Source organism: Pseudarthrobacter sp. AG30, assembly GCF_003116525.1.
GTDB lineage: Bacteria > Actinomycetota > Actinomycetes > Actinomycetales > Micrococcaceae > Arthrobacter.
Window position 1 is genome coordinate 70,784 of sequence record NZ_QEHL01000019.1, and the last position, 15,179, is coordinate 85,962.

Annotated in this window: 15 protein-coding genes; 6 read left to right on the top strand and 9 right to left on the bottom strand. The window is 66.9% G+C overall.

All coding sequences use genetic code 11. The features are described from left to right. The first annotated feature begins 204 nt into the window (after positions 1-204). Positions 205-372: a DUF3117 domain-containing protein gene (locus tag DC347_RS16660; RefSeq protein WP_009357720.1), complete on the top strand. Its 168-nt coding sequence runs from the start codon at positions 205-207 to the stop codon at positions 370-372. Positions 373-426: 54 nt separating this feature from the next. Here the strand turns inward: DC347_RS16660 and DC347_RS16665 are convergent, their stop codons facing one another. After that, a complete protein-coding gene (locus DC347_RS16665) occupies positions 427-1,059 on the bottom strand; it encodes an O-methyltransferase (RefSeq protein ID WP_018760302.1) in 633 nt (210 codons plus the stop codon). A gap of 229 nt (positions 1,060-1,288) precedes the next feature. Here DC347_RS16665 and sigE point away from each other — a divergent pair, with 229 nt between their 5' ends. From sigE to DC347_RS16680, 3 genes are all read left to right on the top strand, one after another. After that, positions 1,289-1,903 carry an RNA polymerase sigma factor SigE gene (gene sigE, locus DC347_RS16670; RefSeq protein WP_109863734.1) on the top strand — a complete coding sequence of 205 codons (615 nt, stop codon included), beginning with the start codon at positions 1,289-1,291 and terminating at the stop codon, positions 1,901-1,903. Positions 1,904-1,910: 7 nt separating this feature from the next. Continuing rightward, positions 1,911-2,747: an anti-sigma factor gene (locus tag DC347_RS16675; RefSeq protein WP_109863735.1), complete on the top strand. Its 837-nt coding sequence runs from the start codon at positions 1,911-1,913 to the stop codon at positions 2,745-2,747. A gap of 69 nt (positions 2,748-2,816) precedes the next feature. Beyond that, positions 2,817-3,221 (top strand): Sec-independent protein translocase TatB, encoded by a 405-nt coding sequence (locus DC347_RS16680; RefSeq protein WP_109863736.1) that lies wholly within the window; start codon positions 2,817-2,819, stop codon positions 3,219-3,221. Positions 3,222-3,229: 8 nt separating this feature from the next. Here DC347_RS16680 and DC347_RS16685 read toward each other — a convergent pair whose 3' ends face one another. From DC347_RS16685 to DC347_RS16695, 3 genes are all read right to left on the bottom strand, one after another. Then, positions 3,230-4,375, bottom strand: a complete 1,146-nt coding sequence (locus tag DC347_RS16685) for an Mrp/NBP35 family ATP-binding protein (protein WP_109863737.1) — start codon at positions 4,373-4,375, stop codon at positions 3,230-3,232. 67 nt (positions 4,376-4,442) lie between these two features. Further along, positions 4,443-5,090, bottom strand: a complete 648-nt coding sequence (locus DC347_RS16690; RefSeq protein WP_231369833.1) for a DUF1003 domain-containing protein — start codon at positions 5,088-5,090, stop codon at positions 4,443-4,445. A 34-nt stretch (positions 5,091-5,124) separates the two neighbouring features. After that, positions 5,125-6,408 carry a CBS domain-containing protein gene (locus DC347_RS16695; protein ID WP_026264267.1) on the bottom strand — a complete coding sequence of 428 codons (1,284 nt, stop codon included), beginning with the start codon at positions 6,406-6,408 and terminating at the stop codon, positions 5,125-5,127. Between the two features lie 77 nt (positions 6,409-6,485). On the opposite strand from DC347_RS16695, the gene DC347_RS16700 reads away from it, so the two are divergent. After that, complete coding sequence (locus DC347_RS16700) at positions 6,486-7,454, top strand: general stress protein (protein WP_109863738.1); 969 nt, start codon at positions 6,486-6,488, stop codon at positions 7,452-7,454. A gap of 121 nt (positions 7,455-7,575) precedes the next feature. Here DC347_RS16700 and DC347_RS16705 read toward each other — a convergent pair whose 3' ends face one another. Continuing rightward, positions 7,576-9,150 carry an aminopeptidase P family protein gene (locus DC347_RS16705; RefSeq protein WP_109863739.1) on the bottom strand — a complete coding sequence of 525 codons (1,575 nt, stop codon included), beginning with the start codon at positions 9,148-9,150 and terminating at the stop codon, positions 7,576-7,578. A gap of 79 nt (positions 9,151-9,229) precedes the next feature. Here DC347_RS16705 and DC347_RS16710 point away from each other — a divergent pair, with 79 nt between their 5' ends. Next, the gene (locus DC347_RS16710; protein WP_109863740.1) at positions 9,230-10,078 is read left to right on the top strand and encodes a PHP domain-containing protein; all 849 of its coding nucleotides are present in this window, start codon (positions 9,230-9,232) and stop codon (positions 10,076-10,078) included. Positions 10,079-10,091: 13 nt separating this feature from the next. Here the strand turns inward: DC347_RS16710 and DC347_RS16715 are convergent, their stop codons facing one another. The 4 genes from DC347_RS16715 to thiE all read right to left on the bottom strand — a co-directional run bounded on the left by DC347_RS16715 (position 10,092) and on the right by thiE (position 15,159). Then, positions 10,092-10,964 (bottom strand): site-specific DNA-methyltransferase, encoded by an 873-nt coding sequence (locus DC347_RS16715; protein WP_018760292.1) that lies wholly within the window; start codon positions 10,962-10,964, stop codon positions 10,092-10,094. An 8-nt stretch (positions 10,965-10,972) separates the two neighbouring features. Beyond that, on the bottom strand, positions 10,973-12,640 hold the full coding sequence (locus DC347_RS16720; protein WP_018760291.1) for a DEAD/DEAH box helicase: 1,668 nt from the start codon (positions 12,638-12,640) through the stop codon (positions 10,973-10,975). Between the two features lie 291 nt (positions 12,641-12,931). Beyond that, a complete protein-coding gene (locus DC347_RS16725; protein ID WP_109863741.1) occupies positions 12,932-14,443 on the bottom strand; it encodes an RNB domain-containing ribonuclease in 1,512 nt (503 codons plus the stop codon). Positions 14,444-14,472: 29 nt separating this feature from the next. Then, positions 14,473-15,159 carry a thiamine phosphate synthase gene (gene thiE / locus DC347_RS16730; protein ID WP_109863742.1) on the bottom strand — a complete coding sequence of 229 codons (687 nt, stop codon included), beginning with the start codon at positions 15,157-15,159 and terminating at the stop codon, positions 14,473-14,475. Positions 15,160-15,179 lie beyond the last annotated feature (20 nt).

A 15,179-nucleotide genomic window follows, 5' to 3' on the forward strand; every position in this document is an offset into this window, starting at 1 on the left:
GGAATGCCCGGCGCACGGAAATGTCCATCGATTAGCTACGTGCGGGTAAATCCGCGATAATAGTAAGTAAGCAAGGACACAAGCATCCAGAAAACGCGCAGCCTCGGCGGGGGGAGCACCACCCCGCCACAGCCGCTTGATCGACATGCGGACCCAGCCCGCCCGGGCTGATCAGTCCTGGAACAAAATGGAGGGGAATTCCTCATGGCGGCTATGAAACCACGTACCGGCGACGGCCCAATGGAAGTCACCAAGGAGGGCCGCAGCCTGATCATGCGCGTCCCGCTCGAAGGCGGCGGGCGCCTCGTGGTCGAGCTGAACGCTGCCGAAGCAGCCAACCTCAAGGAATGCCTGGTGGGCGTTACCGAATAGTCGTGCCGGACAGGGTCCGTGGCCTCGTGCCGCGGACCCTGTCCTGTTTCCGGCCTACTTCTTGACGGCGACCAGCAGGCCGTCGCCGGTGGGGAGCATCGCCGACGCCAGCCGGTCGTCGTCGCGGATGGCCCTTCCCACCTGGCGCAGCACCACCGTAGTGGCCTCGCGGCCGGCCGGGTTGGCCACCTTGTCCTTGTCCAGGGCGTCATTGATAATCAACAGGCCCGACCTCTTGAGGAGCCGGATGGCCTGCTCGACGTAGCCCGGCAGGCCGGGCTTGTCGGCGTCGATGAAGACCAGGTCATACGCGCCGTCAGTGAGGCGCGGCAGGACATCGCCGGCCCGGCCGGAAATGGTGCGCGTGCGGTTTGCCGGACTGCCGGACTCGGTGAACGCCTCGCGGGCCGCGCGCAGGTGTTCGACGTCCACGTCAATGGTGGTCAGGACAGCGTGCGGGCCAAGGCCCCGCAGCAGGCAGACGCCGGAGACACCGGCGCCGGTGCCGATCTCGACGGCGGTCTGCGCCTTCGACGCGGCAGCAAGGACCGTCAGGACCGCGCCGACACCGGGGCTGATGGCACTCACGCCCAATTCAAAGGAACGTTCCCGGGCCCGAAGCATGACCTCATCCTCAGCGGGCAGATCTTCTGCATAGGACCAGCTGCTGGACTTGTCGGCGCTCATGAATTATCGCTTTCTGGGCGTGAAGGGGGAATGTCCCCTTTAGCCTACTGTGTCCGGCCCCGCCGGCCCGGGAAGAGGCTGTTGCGCCGAAGGCTGAAGTTACCCTGCGGTCAGGAAATTCCCAGCCAAGTTTGACATGATTGGAATCCGCTCATCCAAAAGGTGACCGGCGCCGAATCAGAGATGTCAACAGTATCCGGGCGTTAGCATTCCACGAGGGGAGTGGACGATGTCATCTTCAGTTGTGGCACCTGTCCCTGCAGTCAACAATCCCGATGATGAGTGGGTCCGTCCCACCTGGGAAGAAGTGGTCACCAATCACTCCGCGAAGGTCTACCGGCTGGCCTACCGCCTGACCGGGAACAAGTTCGACGCCGAGGACCTCACCCAGGAGGTGTTCGTCCGCGTCTTCCGTTCACTGGAAAACTTCAAGCCGGGCACCCTGGACGGCTGGCTGCACCGCATCACCACCAACCTGTTCCTCGACCAGGCGCGCCGGAAGACGCGCATCCGGTTCGACGCCCTGGCGGAGGACGCCGAGTCCCGGCTGCCCGGCCGCGAACCGGGCCCCGAGCAGAGCTTCGAGCTGAACAACCTGGACCTCGATGTCCAGGCAGCGCTGGAGGAACTCCCGCCGGACTTCCGTGCCGCCGTCGTCCTCTGCGACCTCGAAGGCCTGTCCTATGACGAAGTGGCCGAGGCGCTCGGCGTCAAACTCGGCACCGTCCGTTCCCGTATCCACCGCGGCAGGACCATGCTGCGGGAAAAGCTGGCACACCGTGACCCGCGCCCGCACCAGGGACGCCGCAAGCTCTCCATGCCGCGCATAGCGGGCATCCTCTGATCGGCGCATGAGGTCCCAGTTTCCTTTCGGCGGCAAGCACCAGCGCTCCGGCAGCCACCTCGAGGCGTGCCAGGAGTGTGCCGCCACTGTCCGCCGGGAACGGCAGTACCTTGAGCGCCTCCGCCAAGCGCCGGTCCCGCCCGCCAGCGAGGACCTGACGGCACGGCTTCTGGCGCGCACCCACGAACTTGCGGCGCAGCCTGAAGCACCCGCGGGCCCCACCGGAAGCCGGATGGCCGCCCGGGCCCTGGCGTTCACCGCGGGAGGGACCATGGCCGCGGCCGGCGTGCTCGCCGTGGGGGCGTTCACCGCAGCGGGGGATCCGGTGGCGGGGGAACCGTCAGGAACGGAGGCGGCGTTTTCCCACGTTTCCTCGCAGAGCCCAACGGATGGGCGCCCGCTGGATCCCGCCCAACTGGCCTCGCTGCGTTCTGAAGGCTGGGCCTGCCCGGAACTGCAGGCCATGGGATTCCACCTCGAAGCCGCACGGGCGGTGCTGGTGGAAGGACAACCGGCGGTGGAGCTGCGCCTTACCGACGGTGCCCATCACGCCACGGTCACCGAACAGCACCCGTCCAAACCGGGTGCCGGGACGTCGCAGGCGTGGTCCTTGACCCCGGCGTCTGCGACCTACCGGACCGCCGGCCTCACCATCACCTACCGCTCGGACCTTCCTGCGGCGCGGGCCGACGACGCCCTTCCGATCCTCAAGAACGTCGCTGATGCCGCCACCGAGGGTGTTGCGGCCTCCGTTCCAGAACCGTCCGCAGGAAAGTCCGGGGAGCCGCTGGAGTCACGGCTGGAGCGCGGCATCAGCAAGATCGCAGCCCTGTTCACCCCGTGACGCGGACTGTTTCCACGTCAGCCGGACGGGAATCGTCACTGGCAGCCCGGAGAGGGTAATCTTCCTAAAGTGTTTGGTATCAACGGCCCGGAATTCATAATTCTGCTGATCATAGGCGTTCTCGTGATCGGCCCCCAACGGCTGCCCGAATATACCCAGAAGCTGGCAAACCTGGTCAAGGAAGTCCGCCGGATGGCCTCCGGTGCCCGTGAGCAAATCAAGGAAGAAGTAGGCATCGACATCGACGATGTCGATTGGAAGAAATACGATCCCCGCCAGTACGACCCCCGCCGCATCATCAAGGAAGCACTGTTCGACGACGACACCAAACCCGTCAGTGCGGGAGCCCCGGCCGCGGTGGCGGCGGTTTCCGGCGCGGCTGCAGTGGCCGACGCCACACCTTCCCGTCCTGAGCGGGTTGTGGAGCGGCTTGCCCCGGGCGAAACCGCTCCCTTCGATACCGAAGCCACCTAGGGCGCTGGTCAGCGGGGCTGGAGGCCCAGCTTCATCCCGGCAAGGCCCCGCGGTGTGGCGGCAAGCTGCGCCGCAATACCTGCCAACGCCACCCCTGCCGCGGAATCGGGCCTGCCAAGCACGATCGGAACCCCGGCGTCACCGCCCTCGCGAAGTTGGATATCCAGTGGAATCTGGCCCAGCAGGGGCACCGGAACGCCGAGCGTGGTGCTGAGCCGCCCGGTAAGGACTGTCCCGCCGCCGCTTCCGAAGAGTTCCATCCTGCCGCCGCCGGGCATGTCCAGGTACGACATGTTCTCAATGACACCGGCGATCTTCTGGCCGGTCTGGGCTGCGATCGCACCCGCGCGTTCGGCCACGTCCGCTGCCGCAGCCTGGGGCGTGGTGACCACCAGGATCTCGGCCTTGGGCAGCAACTGCGCCACCGAAATGGCGATGTCCCCGGTCCCCGGGGGAAGGTCCAGGAACAGTGCGTCCAGGTCGCCGAAGTAGACGTCCGTGAGGAATTGCTCCAGGGCCCGGTGCAGCATGGGTCCCCGCCAGGCGACAGGCTGGTTCCCGGTGACGAACATCCCGATGGAGATGACCTTCACACCGTAGGCAACCGGGGGAAGGATCATGTCATCCACCTGGGTGGGAGCCTGGGTGATGCCCATCAAGGCGGGGACGGAGAAACCGTAGACGTCCGCGTCCACGATGCCCACGCGCAGGCCCCGGGCAGCCAAGGCGGTGGCAAGGTTTACGGTCACCGAGGATTTCCCCACCCCGCCCTTGCCGCTGGCCACCGCATAGACCTTGGTCAGCGACTCGGGCTGGTTGAACGGGATGGTGCGTGCGCCGCCGGGGCCGCGCAGCTTCTCCTTGAGCGCATTCCGCTGGGCTTGGTCCATGACCTTCAGGTCGACGTCGACGGCGGTGACGCCGGGGACCGCGGACAGGGCCTTGCGGGCATCGGCTGTGATCGTGTCCCGCAGCGGGCAACCCGCAATGGTGAGCAGGACTGCGACGGTGACCCGGCCGTCGTCGGACACCTGGACGGAGTCCACCATCCCCAGTTCGGTAATCGGGCGGCGGAGCTCAGGGTCAATAACGGTTGCCAGGGCGTGGGTGACGGCCTGGAGCAGCGGGGAGTTGCTGGATGGTGCCGGATCCATGGGGGCGCTCACGTGAGGGGCCTCGGCTTTCGTGCTGGTGCGGCGAAGTGCAGCCGGATGATCCGGCCTAGCGTTCGTTGGTGGAATGGCCGGGCTTGACCCGGGGGATCTGCTGGGTCCGCGGGCCACGCTGCCGGTCCCTCTGCTCACGCAGTTTGTCCTTGACCTTGTCCCGCGGTGACTCATGGGAACCGGGGCCGGAGTCGTCGTGGGTCCGGAGTTCCTCCTGGGCTTCCAACATGTCCTCCAGGAGTGAGCGCAACTCCGCCCTGACGTAGTCACGGGTGGCTACTTCACGCAGCGCGATCCGCAGGGAGGCCAACTCCCGGGTGAGGTACTCGGTGTCGGACAGGTTGCGTTCGGCGCGCTGCCGGTCCTGCTGCAGCGAGACGCGGTCGCGGTCGTCCTGGCGGTTCTGCGCGAGCAGCAGCAGGGGTGCCGCGTAGGAAGCCTGCAGCGACAGCATCAGGGTCAGCAGGGTGAAGCCGAGGTCCCTCGAGTCGAACTGCCACTCGACGGGCGCCCAGGTGTTCCAGCCCAACCAGAAGATGCAGAACACCGTCATGTACACCAGGAACTGCGGCGTGCCCATAAACCGGGCAAAACCCTCGGTGGCGTGCCCGAATGCGTCCGGATCCGGCTTGAACTTGGGCAGGATCCGCTGACGGGCGCTTAGGGGTGTGTCGAGGCTGCCTTTTGCTTCCGCGTTGGCCAGGCTCCGCTGGTTGGGGTTCTTCGGGGCGCTGTTATCAGCCAATGCGGCCACCGAGCTTTCTTATCGGGGCTTCGCCATCGTGGGCGCGCCAGTCGTCCGGCAACAAGTGATCCAATACGTCATCAACAGTCACCGCCCCCACAAGCCGGCCGGCGTCGTTGACCACCGGGAGGGAGTTGAGGTTGTAGGTGGCCAGGGTCCGGGCCACCTCACTGATGTGGGCCTGGTCGGACAAAGGCTCGAGGTTCTTGTCCACCAGGTTGCCCAGTGCCTCGAACGGCGGGAAACGGAGCAGCTGCTGGATGTGCACCACGCCCAGGAAGCGGCCGGTGGGGGTCTCGAGCGGCGGCCGGGCGATGAAGATCGACGACGCCAGCGCAGGGGAGAGCTCCTCCCGCCGCACATGGGCCAGGGCTTCGGCCACCGTGGCTTCCGGCGGCAGGATCACGGGCACGGGCGTCATCAGGCCGCCGGCCGTGTCCTCGTCGTATTCGAGCAGGCGGCGGACGTCCTCGGCGCCTTCGGGCTCCATCAGCTGGAGGAGTTCCTCGGCCTGGGCGGAGGGGAGTTCGCCCAGGAGGTCGGCGGCGTCGTCGGGGTCCATTTCCTCAAGGACGTCGGCGGCGCGCTGGACATCCAGCGCGGAGAGGATTTCCACCTGATCGTCCTCGGGAAGCTCCTGGAGGACGTCGGCCAGCCGCTCGTCCTGCAGTTCGCTGGCAACTTCGAAACGGCGCTTGTCGCTCATCTCCTGCAGTGCCTCGGCAAAGTCTGCGGGCTTGAGGTCTTCGTGGTTGGCCACGAACTGCGTGGCTGCCTGCGGCTCGGTGCGTGCTCCCTGCTGGGCGTCCGCCCAGTCAATGATCAGGGTTTCGTTGCGGCGCAAACGGCTCAAAGGGGACAGCGAGTGGCCGCGCCGGACAAAGAGCTTGCTGACGAACCAGTCCCGGGACCGGTGCTGGTCGATCGCGATGTCCTCGATGGTGGCGTCGCCGCTGCCGTCGCGGAGGGTGACCCGCCGGTCGAACATCTCCGCCACCACCAGGGTTTCGGCTCCACGCTGTTCGAACCGGCGCAGGTTGACCAGGCCGGTGCAGATAATCTGCGTCTGATCGATCGAGGTGATCCGCGTCATGGGCACGAAGACGCGCTTCTTCCCCGGAACTTCCACCACGATACCCACCACATGCGGCGCACCCTGGGTCCCCCTGGACAGCACAACAACATCGCGCAGCCGGCCCAGGCGGTCACCCAAGGGGTCGAAGACATCCAGGCCCAGGAGGCGTGCCACGAAGACACGGGTAGGTGTTGTGCTCACCACTACAGGCTACCGAGTCTGCTCTCTTTTAGCTGAATTTACAGGCAGCACCCATCTTGATGGGCAAGAATGGGTGTATGTCCAACATTTTTGGTGCTCCCAAGACCGGCGGCCCCACCGGACCGGATGACGCCCGGGCCGTACCCACCGGTGACACCGTCGGGTCCTACAACTCCTACCTCGACGCCCAGAAGGCGGTTGACTACCTCGCGGACCAGCAGTTCCCGGTCCAGATGGTTTCCATCGTGGGCAACGAACTGAAGATGGTGGAGCGGGTGACGGGACGCCTGAGCTACCCCCGCGTGGCCCTTTCCGGAGCACTGAGCGGCATGTGGTTCGGCCTCTTCGTAGGCGTCATGTTGTCCTTCTTTGCGCCCTCGCCCGGCTACTTCTCGATCATGACGTCGGTGCTGATGGGTGCGGCCTTCTTCATGCTCTTCGGCATCGTCACCTACGCCATGCAGCGCGGCAAGCGGGACTTCACCTCCACCAGCCAGGTAGTGGCCACGAACTATGATGTCATCGTGGCTCCCGAGGCAGCCCATGAGGCCCGGCGCCTGCTGCAGCAGCTGCCGATGTCCCGCTCCGACGCGGCGTCCGGGCACGGCCCGTACACGCAGCATGACTATTACAACCAGCCGAACCAGCAGCAGCCGGGGCAGGAACAGCAGCCTGGCCAAGGACCGGCCAGGCCCGCCGGGTGGAACGACCCCTACGGCCAGCGGCCCACTGCAGCTCCGCCGCAGGAAGGCCACGGCTACCCGGGCGCCGGAAGCCAGCAACAGGCCGGACAACAGTATGACGACGGGCAGCCGCCGGCACAGCCGGTCCGCACCGTGCGGTACCCCGACCTGCCGGACGGCCGCCCCCAGTACGGAGTCCGGCTTCCGCAGGGCCCCACGGCTGACGCCGCGCAGCACGGCGCAGCCGCCCTGGAACACACCAACGAACCGGCCACCCAATCCGCAGCGGGCCACAACCCGGAGCACAACGCAGGGCAGTACGGCAAGGACGAGGACACGCACCGGGGCGGCAGCGGACAATAGGGCTGCCAGCTCCGCAGACACCCCTGCCTTCCTGACGGAACGCGCAGGATGACGGCGAAACGAAAAGAGCGTGGCCACCGGACCCAGTCCGGTGGCCACGCTTTTCCCGTGTGTGCCCGTGTCAGGCCTCTTCGGTCCGGTAAATGCCGGCCATCCAGGTCTCGACGTCTTCAACCGTGCGGGGCAGGGCGGCGCTGAGGTTGACGGGGCCGTCGGCGGTCATGAGGATATCGTCCTCGATCCTGACGCCGATGCCGCGGTATTCCTCGGGAATCGCCAGGTCTTCCGCCTTGAAGTAGAGGCCAGGTTCAATCGTGAAGACCATGCCTTCGGTGAGGATGCCGTCCAGGTATAGTTCCCGCTTGGCCTGGGCGCAGTCGTGCACATCCAGGCCGAGGTGGTGGCTCGTTCCGTGCGGCATCCAGCGGCGGTGCTGCTGGCCCTCGGGGCTGACCGCTTCCTCCACGCTGACCGGCAGCAGACCCCACTCGGCGAGGCGCTCGGCCAGGACCGTGGTTGCCGCGGTGTGGATGTCGCGGAATTTCGTCCCCGGCTGCGCTGCGGCGAAGCCGGCGTCCGCGGCGTCGAGCACTGCCTCGTAGACCTTGCGCTGGACAGCGGTGAAAGTGCCATCAGCCGGAATGGTACGGGTGATGTCCGCCGTGTAGAGCGAGTCGGCCTCGACACCGGCGTCCAGGAGCAGGAGGTCGCCTGCGTGGACCCGGCCGGTGTTGCGGGTCCAGTGCAGCACGGTGGCGTTGTTGCCGGAGGCCGCGATGGTGTCGTAGCCCAGTTCGTTGCCCACCTCGCGGGCGCGGGCAAAGAACGCCCCCTCCACTACCCGTTCGCCGCGGGCATGCGTCAGCGCACGGGGGAGGGCCTTGACGACCTCCTCGAATCCCTCAACCGTTGCGGACACGGCGATCTTCATCTGCTCGATCTCCCACTCGTCCTTGAGCAGGCGCAGCTCGGAGAGTGCTTCGCTGAGCTTCTCGTCCAGGGCGTCCAGGACCTCAAGGTCCAGGTTCTCCGGGTCCTTCGCCGTGTTGTACCGGGCCGTATCCACCAGGGCGTCGATGTTTTCGTCCACCTTGCGGACCAGGCGGATGGAGATGCCGCCGATCTCGGGAGCGCCGACATCCTTGGTGATGGCCGTTTCGAGCTGGTCGATGTGGGCGGTGGGCAGCCCCAGGCGGGCCTGGAACTCTTCGAGGGTGGGGCGCGCCCCGATCCAGAACTCGCCGGAGCGGGAATCGGCGTAGAACTGTTCGGTGTCCCTGCCCGCCAACGGCCGGAAGTACAACGTGGCGCGGTGGTTGCCGCCGTCGTCGCCGGTTCCTTCCTCCACCGGGTCCAGGATCAGGACAGCGTCCGGCTCGTGGTCCAGGCCGAGGCCCGTCAGGTGGGCGAAGCCGGAGTGCGGCCGGAAGCGGTAGTCGCAGTCGTTGGAGCGGACCTTGGGCGGTCCGGCGGGGATGACCAGCCGTTCGCCCTTGAACAGGGCGGAGATTGCCTTGCGCCGGGTTGCGGCGTAACCGGCGACGGCGTCGCGCTGGGGGAGTTCCTGGCTGGACGGCGCCCAGTTGCTGGCCATGAAGGCCTTGAAAGCGTTGGAACTGGGCCGCTGAGAGCGGTTGTTGACGCGCTCCTCCAGCGGCTGGGAAGCAGAGTTCTGGGTGTTATCGGCAGGGTTCACGGCACCATCGTCTCACCAGCGTCGCGGCTATGCGAACAGGCTCCGGTGCCGGAGGGGCGGGGTCCACTAGTCTGGACAAGTGAGGATTGACCTGCATGCCCACTCCAACGTCTCCGATGGGACAGAGCCCCCCGCCGAAGTCATGGCCTCAGCCGCGCGTGCGGGCCTGGACGTGGTGGCCTTGACCGACCATGATTCCACCGCGGGTTGGGCCGAGGCGGCCGCGGCCGCCGTCACGCACGGCGTGGCCCTGGTTCCCGGCATGGAAGTCTCCTGCCGGACCGCGGAAGGCATCAGCGTCCACCTCCTGAGCTACCTGCACGACCCCACCCATCCAGGCCTGCTGGAGGAGATCACCAAAGCCAAGGACTCGCGCCTGACGCGGGCCGAACGGATGGTCACCATCCTGGCCGAGGACTACCCCCTGACATGGGACGACGTGATCCACCACGTGGCTCCGGGCGCCACCCTGGGCCGGCCGCACATCGCTGATGCCCTGGTGGCAGCGGGGGTGGTGGAAGACCGTTCCGAGGCGTTCGCTTCGATCCTCACTTCCCGGTCCCGCTACTTCATCCCGCACTATGCACCGGACCCGGCCACCGCCGTCGAACTTGTCCGTGCCGCGGGAGGCGTGCCGGTGTTTGCCCACCCGGTAGCGTCGGCCCGGGGCCGGATCGTGGGGGAGCGGACCTACCAAGAGATGATCGACGCCGGACTGGCGGGACTGGAGATCGACCACCGGGACAATCCGGAAGAGGGACGGGCGTTTTTGCGCAAGCTCGCCGCCAAGCATGGCTTGCTGGTCACCGGCTCCTCCGACTACCACGGTACGGGCAAGCCGAATCTGCTCGGCGAGAACGTCACTGCCCCCGGAATGCTGGCGCGGATCGAAGAACTGGGTACCGGAGCCGCGGTCATCCGCCCCTGATCATGGGGGCGCGTCAGGTGGGCTGGTACACGGCCAGGGTGGCGTGCGCACCGAGCCTTTTGGCCATGATGTCGATCGCGGGCTGGTTCTGGTCCACGCACACGAACTTCCTGCCAAGCTTGGCCGCCACGGCGCCCAGGGTGCCGGAGCCTGCGAAAAAGTCCAGGCACCAGTCGCCGGGGCGGGACGAGGCGGCCACAATCCGGCGGACCAGCCCTTCCGGCTTCTGGGTGGGGTACCCGGTCTTTTCCTTGCCGGTGGGGGAGACGATGGTGTGCCACCAGACGTCCGTAGGCAGCTTGCCCAGTTCGCGCTTGGCCGGCGTCACCAGCCCGGGGGCCATGTACGGTTCACGATCCACCTCGGCGTTGTCGAAGTGGTATTTGGCCGGGTTCTTCACGTACACCAGGATGTTGTCGTGCTTGGTGGGCCACCGGTTCTTCGCCCGGGCGCCGTAGTCGTACGCCCAGATGATCTCGTTCAGGAAGCATGCCCGGCCGAAAATGGCGTCCAGCATCACCTTGGCGTAATGCACTTCGCGGTAGTCCAGGTGCAGGTAAAGGGTGCCGTCATCAGCCAGCAGGCGCCACGCCTCCACCAGCCGCGGTTCCAGGAAGGACCAATAGTCGCTGAACGCGTCGTCGTAGCGGTGCAGTGCGCCCTTGATGGTGTCGTAGGAACGGCCCTTGAAACCCACCCGGTCCCCGCTGCCTTCAGCGTTGGCTACCATCCGGGTTTCCTGCCGCTGCTGCGGCCTGCCCGTGTTGAAGGGCGGATCCACATAGATCAGCGTGAAGGCGCCGTCCGGCAGTGTTGGGAGGTACTCCGCGTTGTCCGCGTGAACCACCAGGCTGCCGCCGTCCGGCGCCCAAACAGTGTCTGTCATCGACGCAGTTAGCCCTCGGAGCTGCCGGGCTGTCCGCCCTTGTCCGCGGCGGCAACCACTTCGCCGTTGCGGCGGCGGGTGCGGGTCCGGGGACGGCGGGTGCGCGAGGGCTGGTCGCCGTCGGCCGCGGGGGCGGCTGCGTCCGCGGCAGGGGCGGAGTCGGAGGTACGACGACGGCGCTCACCGGAGCGGGCGGAGTCCCGGCCGCCGGCCTTTCCGCCGTCGTCCTTTCCGCGTCCCCGGCCGTCGCGCTCGCGGGAACGGGAGGCGTCCCGGCCGCCGCGGCTGTTCTTCTTGCCGGTTTCGCCCAAGTCCTCAAGCACCTCGGCGTCAACGCCGGCCAAGGTCCGCTTGTCGCGCGGGAGACGTCCCTTGGTGCCCTCGGGGATGTCGAGGTCACTGTAGAGGTGCGGTGAGGAGGAGTAGGTTTCCACGGGCTCGGGGACGCTCAGGCCCAAGGCCTTGTTGATCAGCGCCCAGCGCGGCATGTCATCCCAGTCGACGAATGTGACTGCAGTGCCCTTGTTGCCGGCGCGGCCGGTGCGGCCCACCCGGTGCAGGTAGATTTTTTCGTCCTCGACGCACTGGTAGTTGATCACGTGGGTGACATCGTCCACGTCGATGCCGCGGGCGGCGACGTCCGTTGCCACCAGCACATCCACTTTGTTGTTCCGGAACGCGCGGAGCGCCTGTTCGCGTGCGCCCTGGCCCAGGTCGCCGTGGATGGCTGCGGCGGCGAAACCGCGGTCCACCAGTTCCTCGGCCACCTTGGCGGCGGTGCGCTTGGTCTTGGTGAAGATGATGGTCCGGCCACGGCCCCGGGCCTGCAGGATGCGTGCCACCACCTCGGTCTTGTCCATGCTGTGCGCACGGTAGATGAGCTGGCGGATGTCGCGCTTGGTGAGGCCTTCATCATCCGGATCGGCTGCCCTGATGTGGGTGGGCTGGGTCATGTAGCGGCGCGCCATCGCGATGACGGGGCCGGGCATGGTTGCCGAGAACAGGAGCGTCTGGCGGACAGCCGGGGTTCCGGCGATCAGGGTCTCAACGTCCGGCAGGAAGCCCAGGTCCAGCATTTCGTCGGCTTCGTCGAGGACCACGAGCTTGACGTTCTTCAGGCTCAGGTGCTTCTGCTTGTACAGGTCGATCAGGCGCCCCGGGGTACCCACTACTACTTCGACGCCCTGCTGGAGTGCTTCAACCTGGGGCTCGTAGGCGCGGCCACCGTAAATGGTGGTGATCCTGGCGTTACGCTTGCGGGAGGCCGTTTGGAGGTCGTTGGCCACCTGCACTGCCAACTCGCGGGTGGGGACGATGACCAGGGCCTGCGGGGCGCCCGGAACGGCCAATTTGGCGTAGCCGGGGTCGTCCTGTCCGATGACCCGCTGCAGCGCCGGGATGCCGAAGCCCAGGGTCTTGCCGGTACCGGTCTTGGCCTGGCCGATGATGTCGTGGCCCGCCAAGGCCACCGGCAGGGTCATGGCCTGGATGGGGAAGGGGTGCGTGATCCCGGCGTCGGCGAGGGACTCGACAATATCCGCGCGGACGTTGTAGTCGGCAAAGGACTTCTCCGCGATCTCGTGCGGGGTCTCGTCCGAGATGATGGTCTCTTCCGGCTCGATGGTCTCGGTGCCGGACGCATCGGTCAGGAGCTGGTGGGTATGCAATTCACTCACGGGGAGTTTCCTTATTCATTTGGGCAATGGCGCTGCCTGCTCAACGGGCCGGCCAGTCCTGGCCGTTCCGGAGCACGCTCGGGCGCGCAAGCTAATCCAGTGGAAGCCGATCGCGGGCTATCTAATGCTGGCACTGGTGACCAACGGGCAAATCTCAAGATCGCGTAGGGGCGGGCTTGTTGGTTTCAAATCAAGGAAATCAACGACCGGGCATCCAGTTCTACCTTCCCAGTCTAGCCGTACAGGGGCGAAATCCCCGTGTTGCCCCTTCCTGCCGCGTCCATAGGGCCCTTATGGAACCAGTTCGAAGTGGATCTGCCGGGTGGTGATGTCGGAGGACAGCAGCCGGACGCGCACCTTGGTACCGGACGTCAGCTCGCCGGCGCAGCGGGCCGTCACCGCCGGTTCGGCGATCTGGATGATCCCGGAACTGCCGTTCCCGTTGCCGTTCCTGGTGGCTCCGTTGCCGTTTCCATTGCCGTTCTTGGCGGATCCGTTGCCGTTCCCGTTCTGGGGCTTGGACCCGGAAATCACGATCGCGTCGAATTCCTGGCCGATGTGGTTCAGCAGCAATGCCGCCTCCACCGTGTCCAGCGCCATCCGCTCCATCCGCGACGCCAGCTGGTCGGAACCGGCCATGATTCCCGGCAGCAGCGGCAGCGCCTCCCGTGCCCAGCCCGGAACATCACCGCCGTTGCTGAGGGCTTCGCAGATCACCAGCACGAAGCGGTCCACCAGCCGGCGCAGCGGGGCGGTGGTGTGGGCGTAGGCGGCGCCGATGGCGGACTGGATGCCGTCGTCCGGGACCGTCCCGTCAAACGCCGTATAGGACGCGCCCCGGAACAGCATCCCGGCCGAATGCATGATGGCCAGCTGGCGGGGATCGGTGGGGTCAAGCGACCGCAGGTACTCGCCGTAGCTGACTTCGCCGTCCCACGGCCTGCCCAGCACTTCGGTCTGCAGCCGGAAATGCCTCAGCGACCGCTCATCCGGGGCCGGCATGGTGCGCAGGATGCCCACCTTGCCTTCCAGCATGAGCTGGGCGGCCGCCATCCCCGTCATCAGCGAAATCTGCGCGTTCCAGTCCTCCACGGGAAGCTGCGGGGCGGCGTCGATCCGGTAGCCGCCGTCGGGCAGCTGAACGATCTCCTGCTCCGGCATGTTGAGGCTGGCGCCCCCGCACTCCCGCTCCAGCGCCACCCGTTTCAGCCCCACTTCCCGGAGCAGTTGCAGCACGGGGGGAGCGGTGCCGGCGTCGAGGGCTGCTTGTGCACCTTTGTAGCTGAGCTTGTCGCGGCTGCGGATCCGCGCCCGCCTGACGCCCACGGACGTCACTGCTGCGTCGGCGTCGAGCGTGAATTCCCAGACGAAAGCCGGACACTCCTGGCCCGGCAGCAGGCTCCCGGCCCCTTCGCTGATGACCTCCGGGTGCAGCGGGATCCGGCCGTCGGGAGCGTAGAACGTCTGCCCGCGGCGCCTGGTTTCAGCATCCAGCGGACCACCCGGCGCAACAAATGCAGGAACATCGGCGATCGCGTACAGCACCCGGTAGCCGCCCCCGTCCGGCTCGATGAACACGGCTTGGTCCAGATCCGTGGACGAGGCGGGGTCGATGGTCACGAATGCGACGGCGGTCAGGTCATAGGACGGCAGTTTCAGGGCCGCCACGGCGGCGCGGGCGTCGTCCACTGCCGCGGCCGGGTAAGGCCCCGGCAGTTCGAGTTCGGTCCGCAACGCGCCCAGTGCCTCTTCCAAGGCGTTCCGGTGGTCGCGGACATTGGGAGCCAACCGATGATGTGACACAAAAGTCAGCGTAACTCCAAGTCCTGGGTTTACGCAGGCCCGGGGCCGGCAGCGTCCAGCGCGTCGAGCAGGGAGGCCGCAGCGGCCGCGGGATCCGACGCCTCCGTGATGGCACGCACCACCACGATCCGCCGTGCTCCTGCCTCCGCCACCTGGTGCACGTTTCCGTGGTCGATGCCCCCGATGGCAAACCACGGCACCGGGTTGGGTACTTCCGCGGCAGCCTTGGCGGCGTACTTCACCAGGTCCAGCCCGACGGCGGTCCGGCCGGGTTTGGTGGGCGTGGCCCAGACAGGCCCCACGCAGAAGTAGTCCAGGTGGGAAGGCCCGGCAGCGGCGGAGAGGGCGGCATCCACCTGCTCCGGGCTGTGGCTGGACAGCCCGATGGCCGCATTGCCGTTGACCAGCGTCCGGGCCGCAGCCAACGGGAGGTCCTTTTGGCCGATGTGGAACACCGGTGCGCCGGACAGCACCGCGATATCGGCCCGGTCGTTAACGGCCCACAGCCGCCCGTGGCGAACCGCGGCCTCCTTCAAGACCGCCAGCAGGTCCAGTTCTTCGGCTGCCTCGATGCTCTTGTCGCGCAACTGGATGATGTCCACGCCCCCGGCGAACGCGGCATCCACGAACCGGGCAAAGTCGCCGCGGTCCCGGCGCGCATCCGTGCAGAGGTACAGTCGGGCCGCCCCAAGGGCAGGAAAGGAGGAGGGGGACATATTCATGCCTGCCAGCCTAG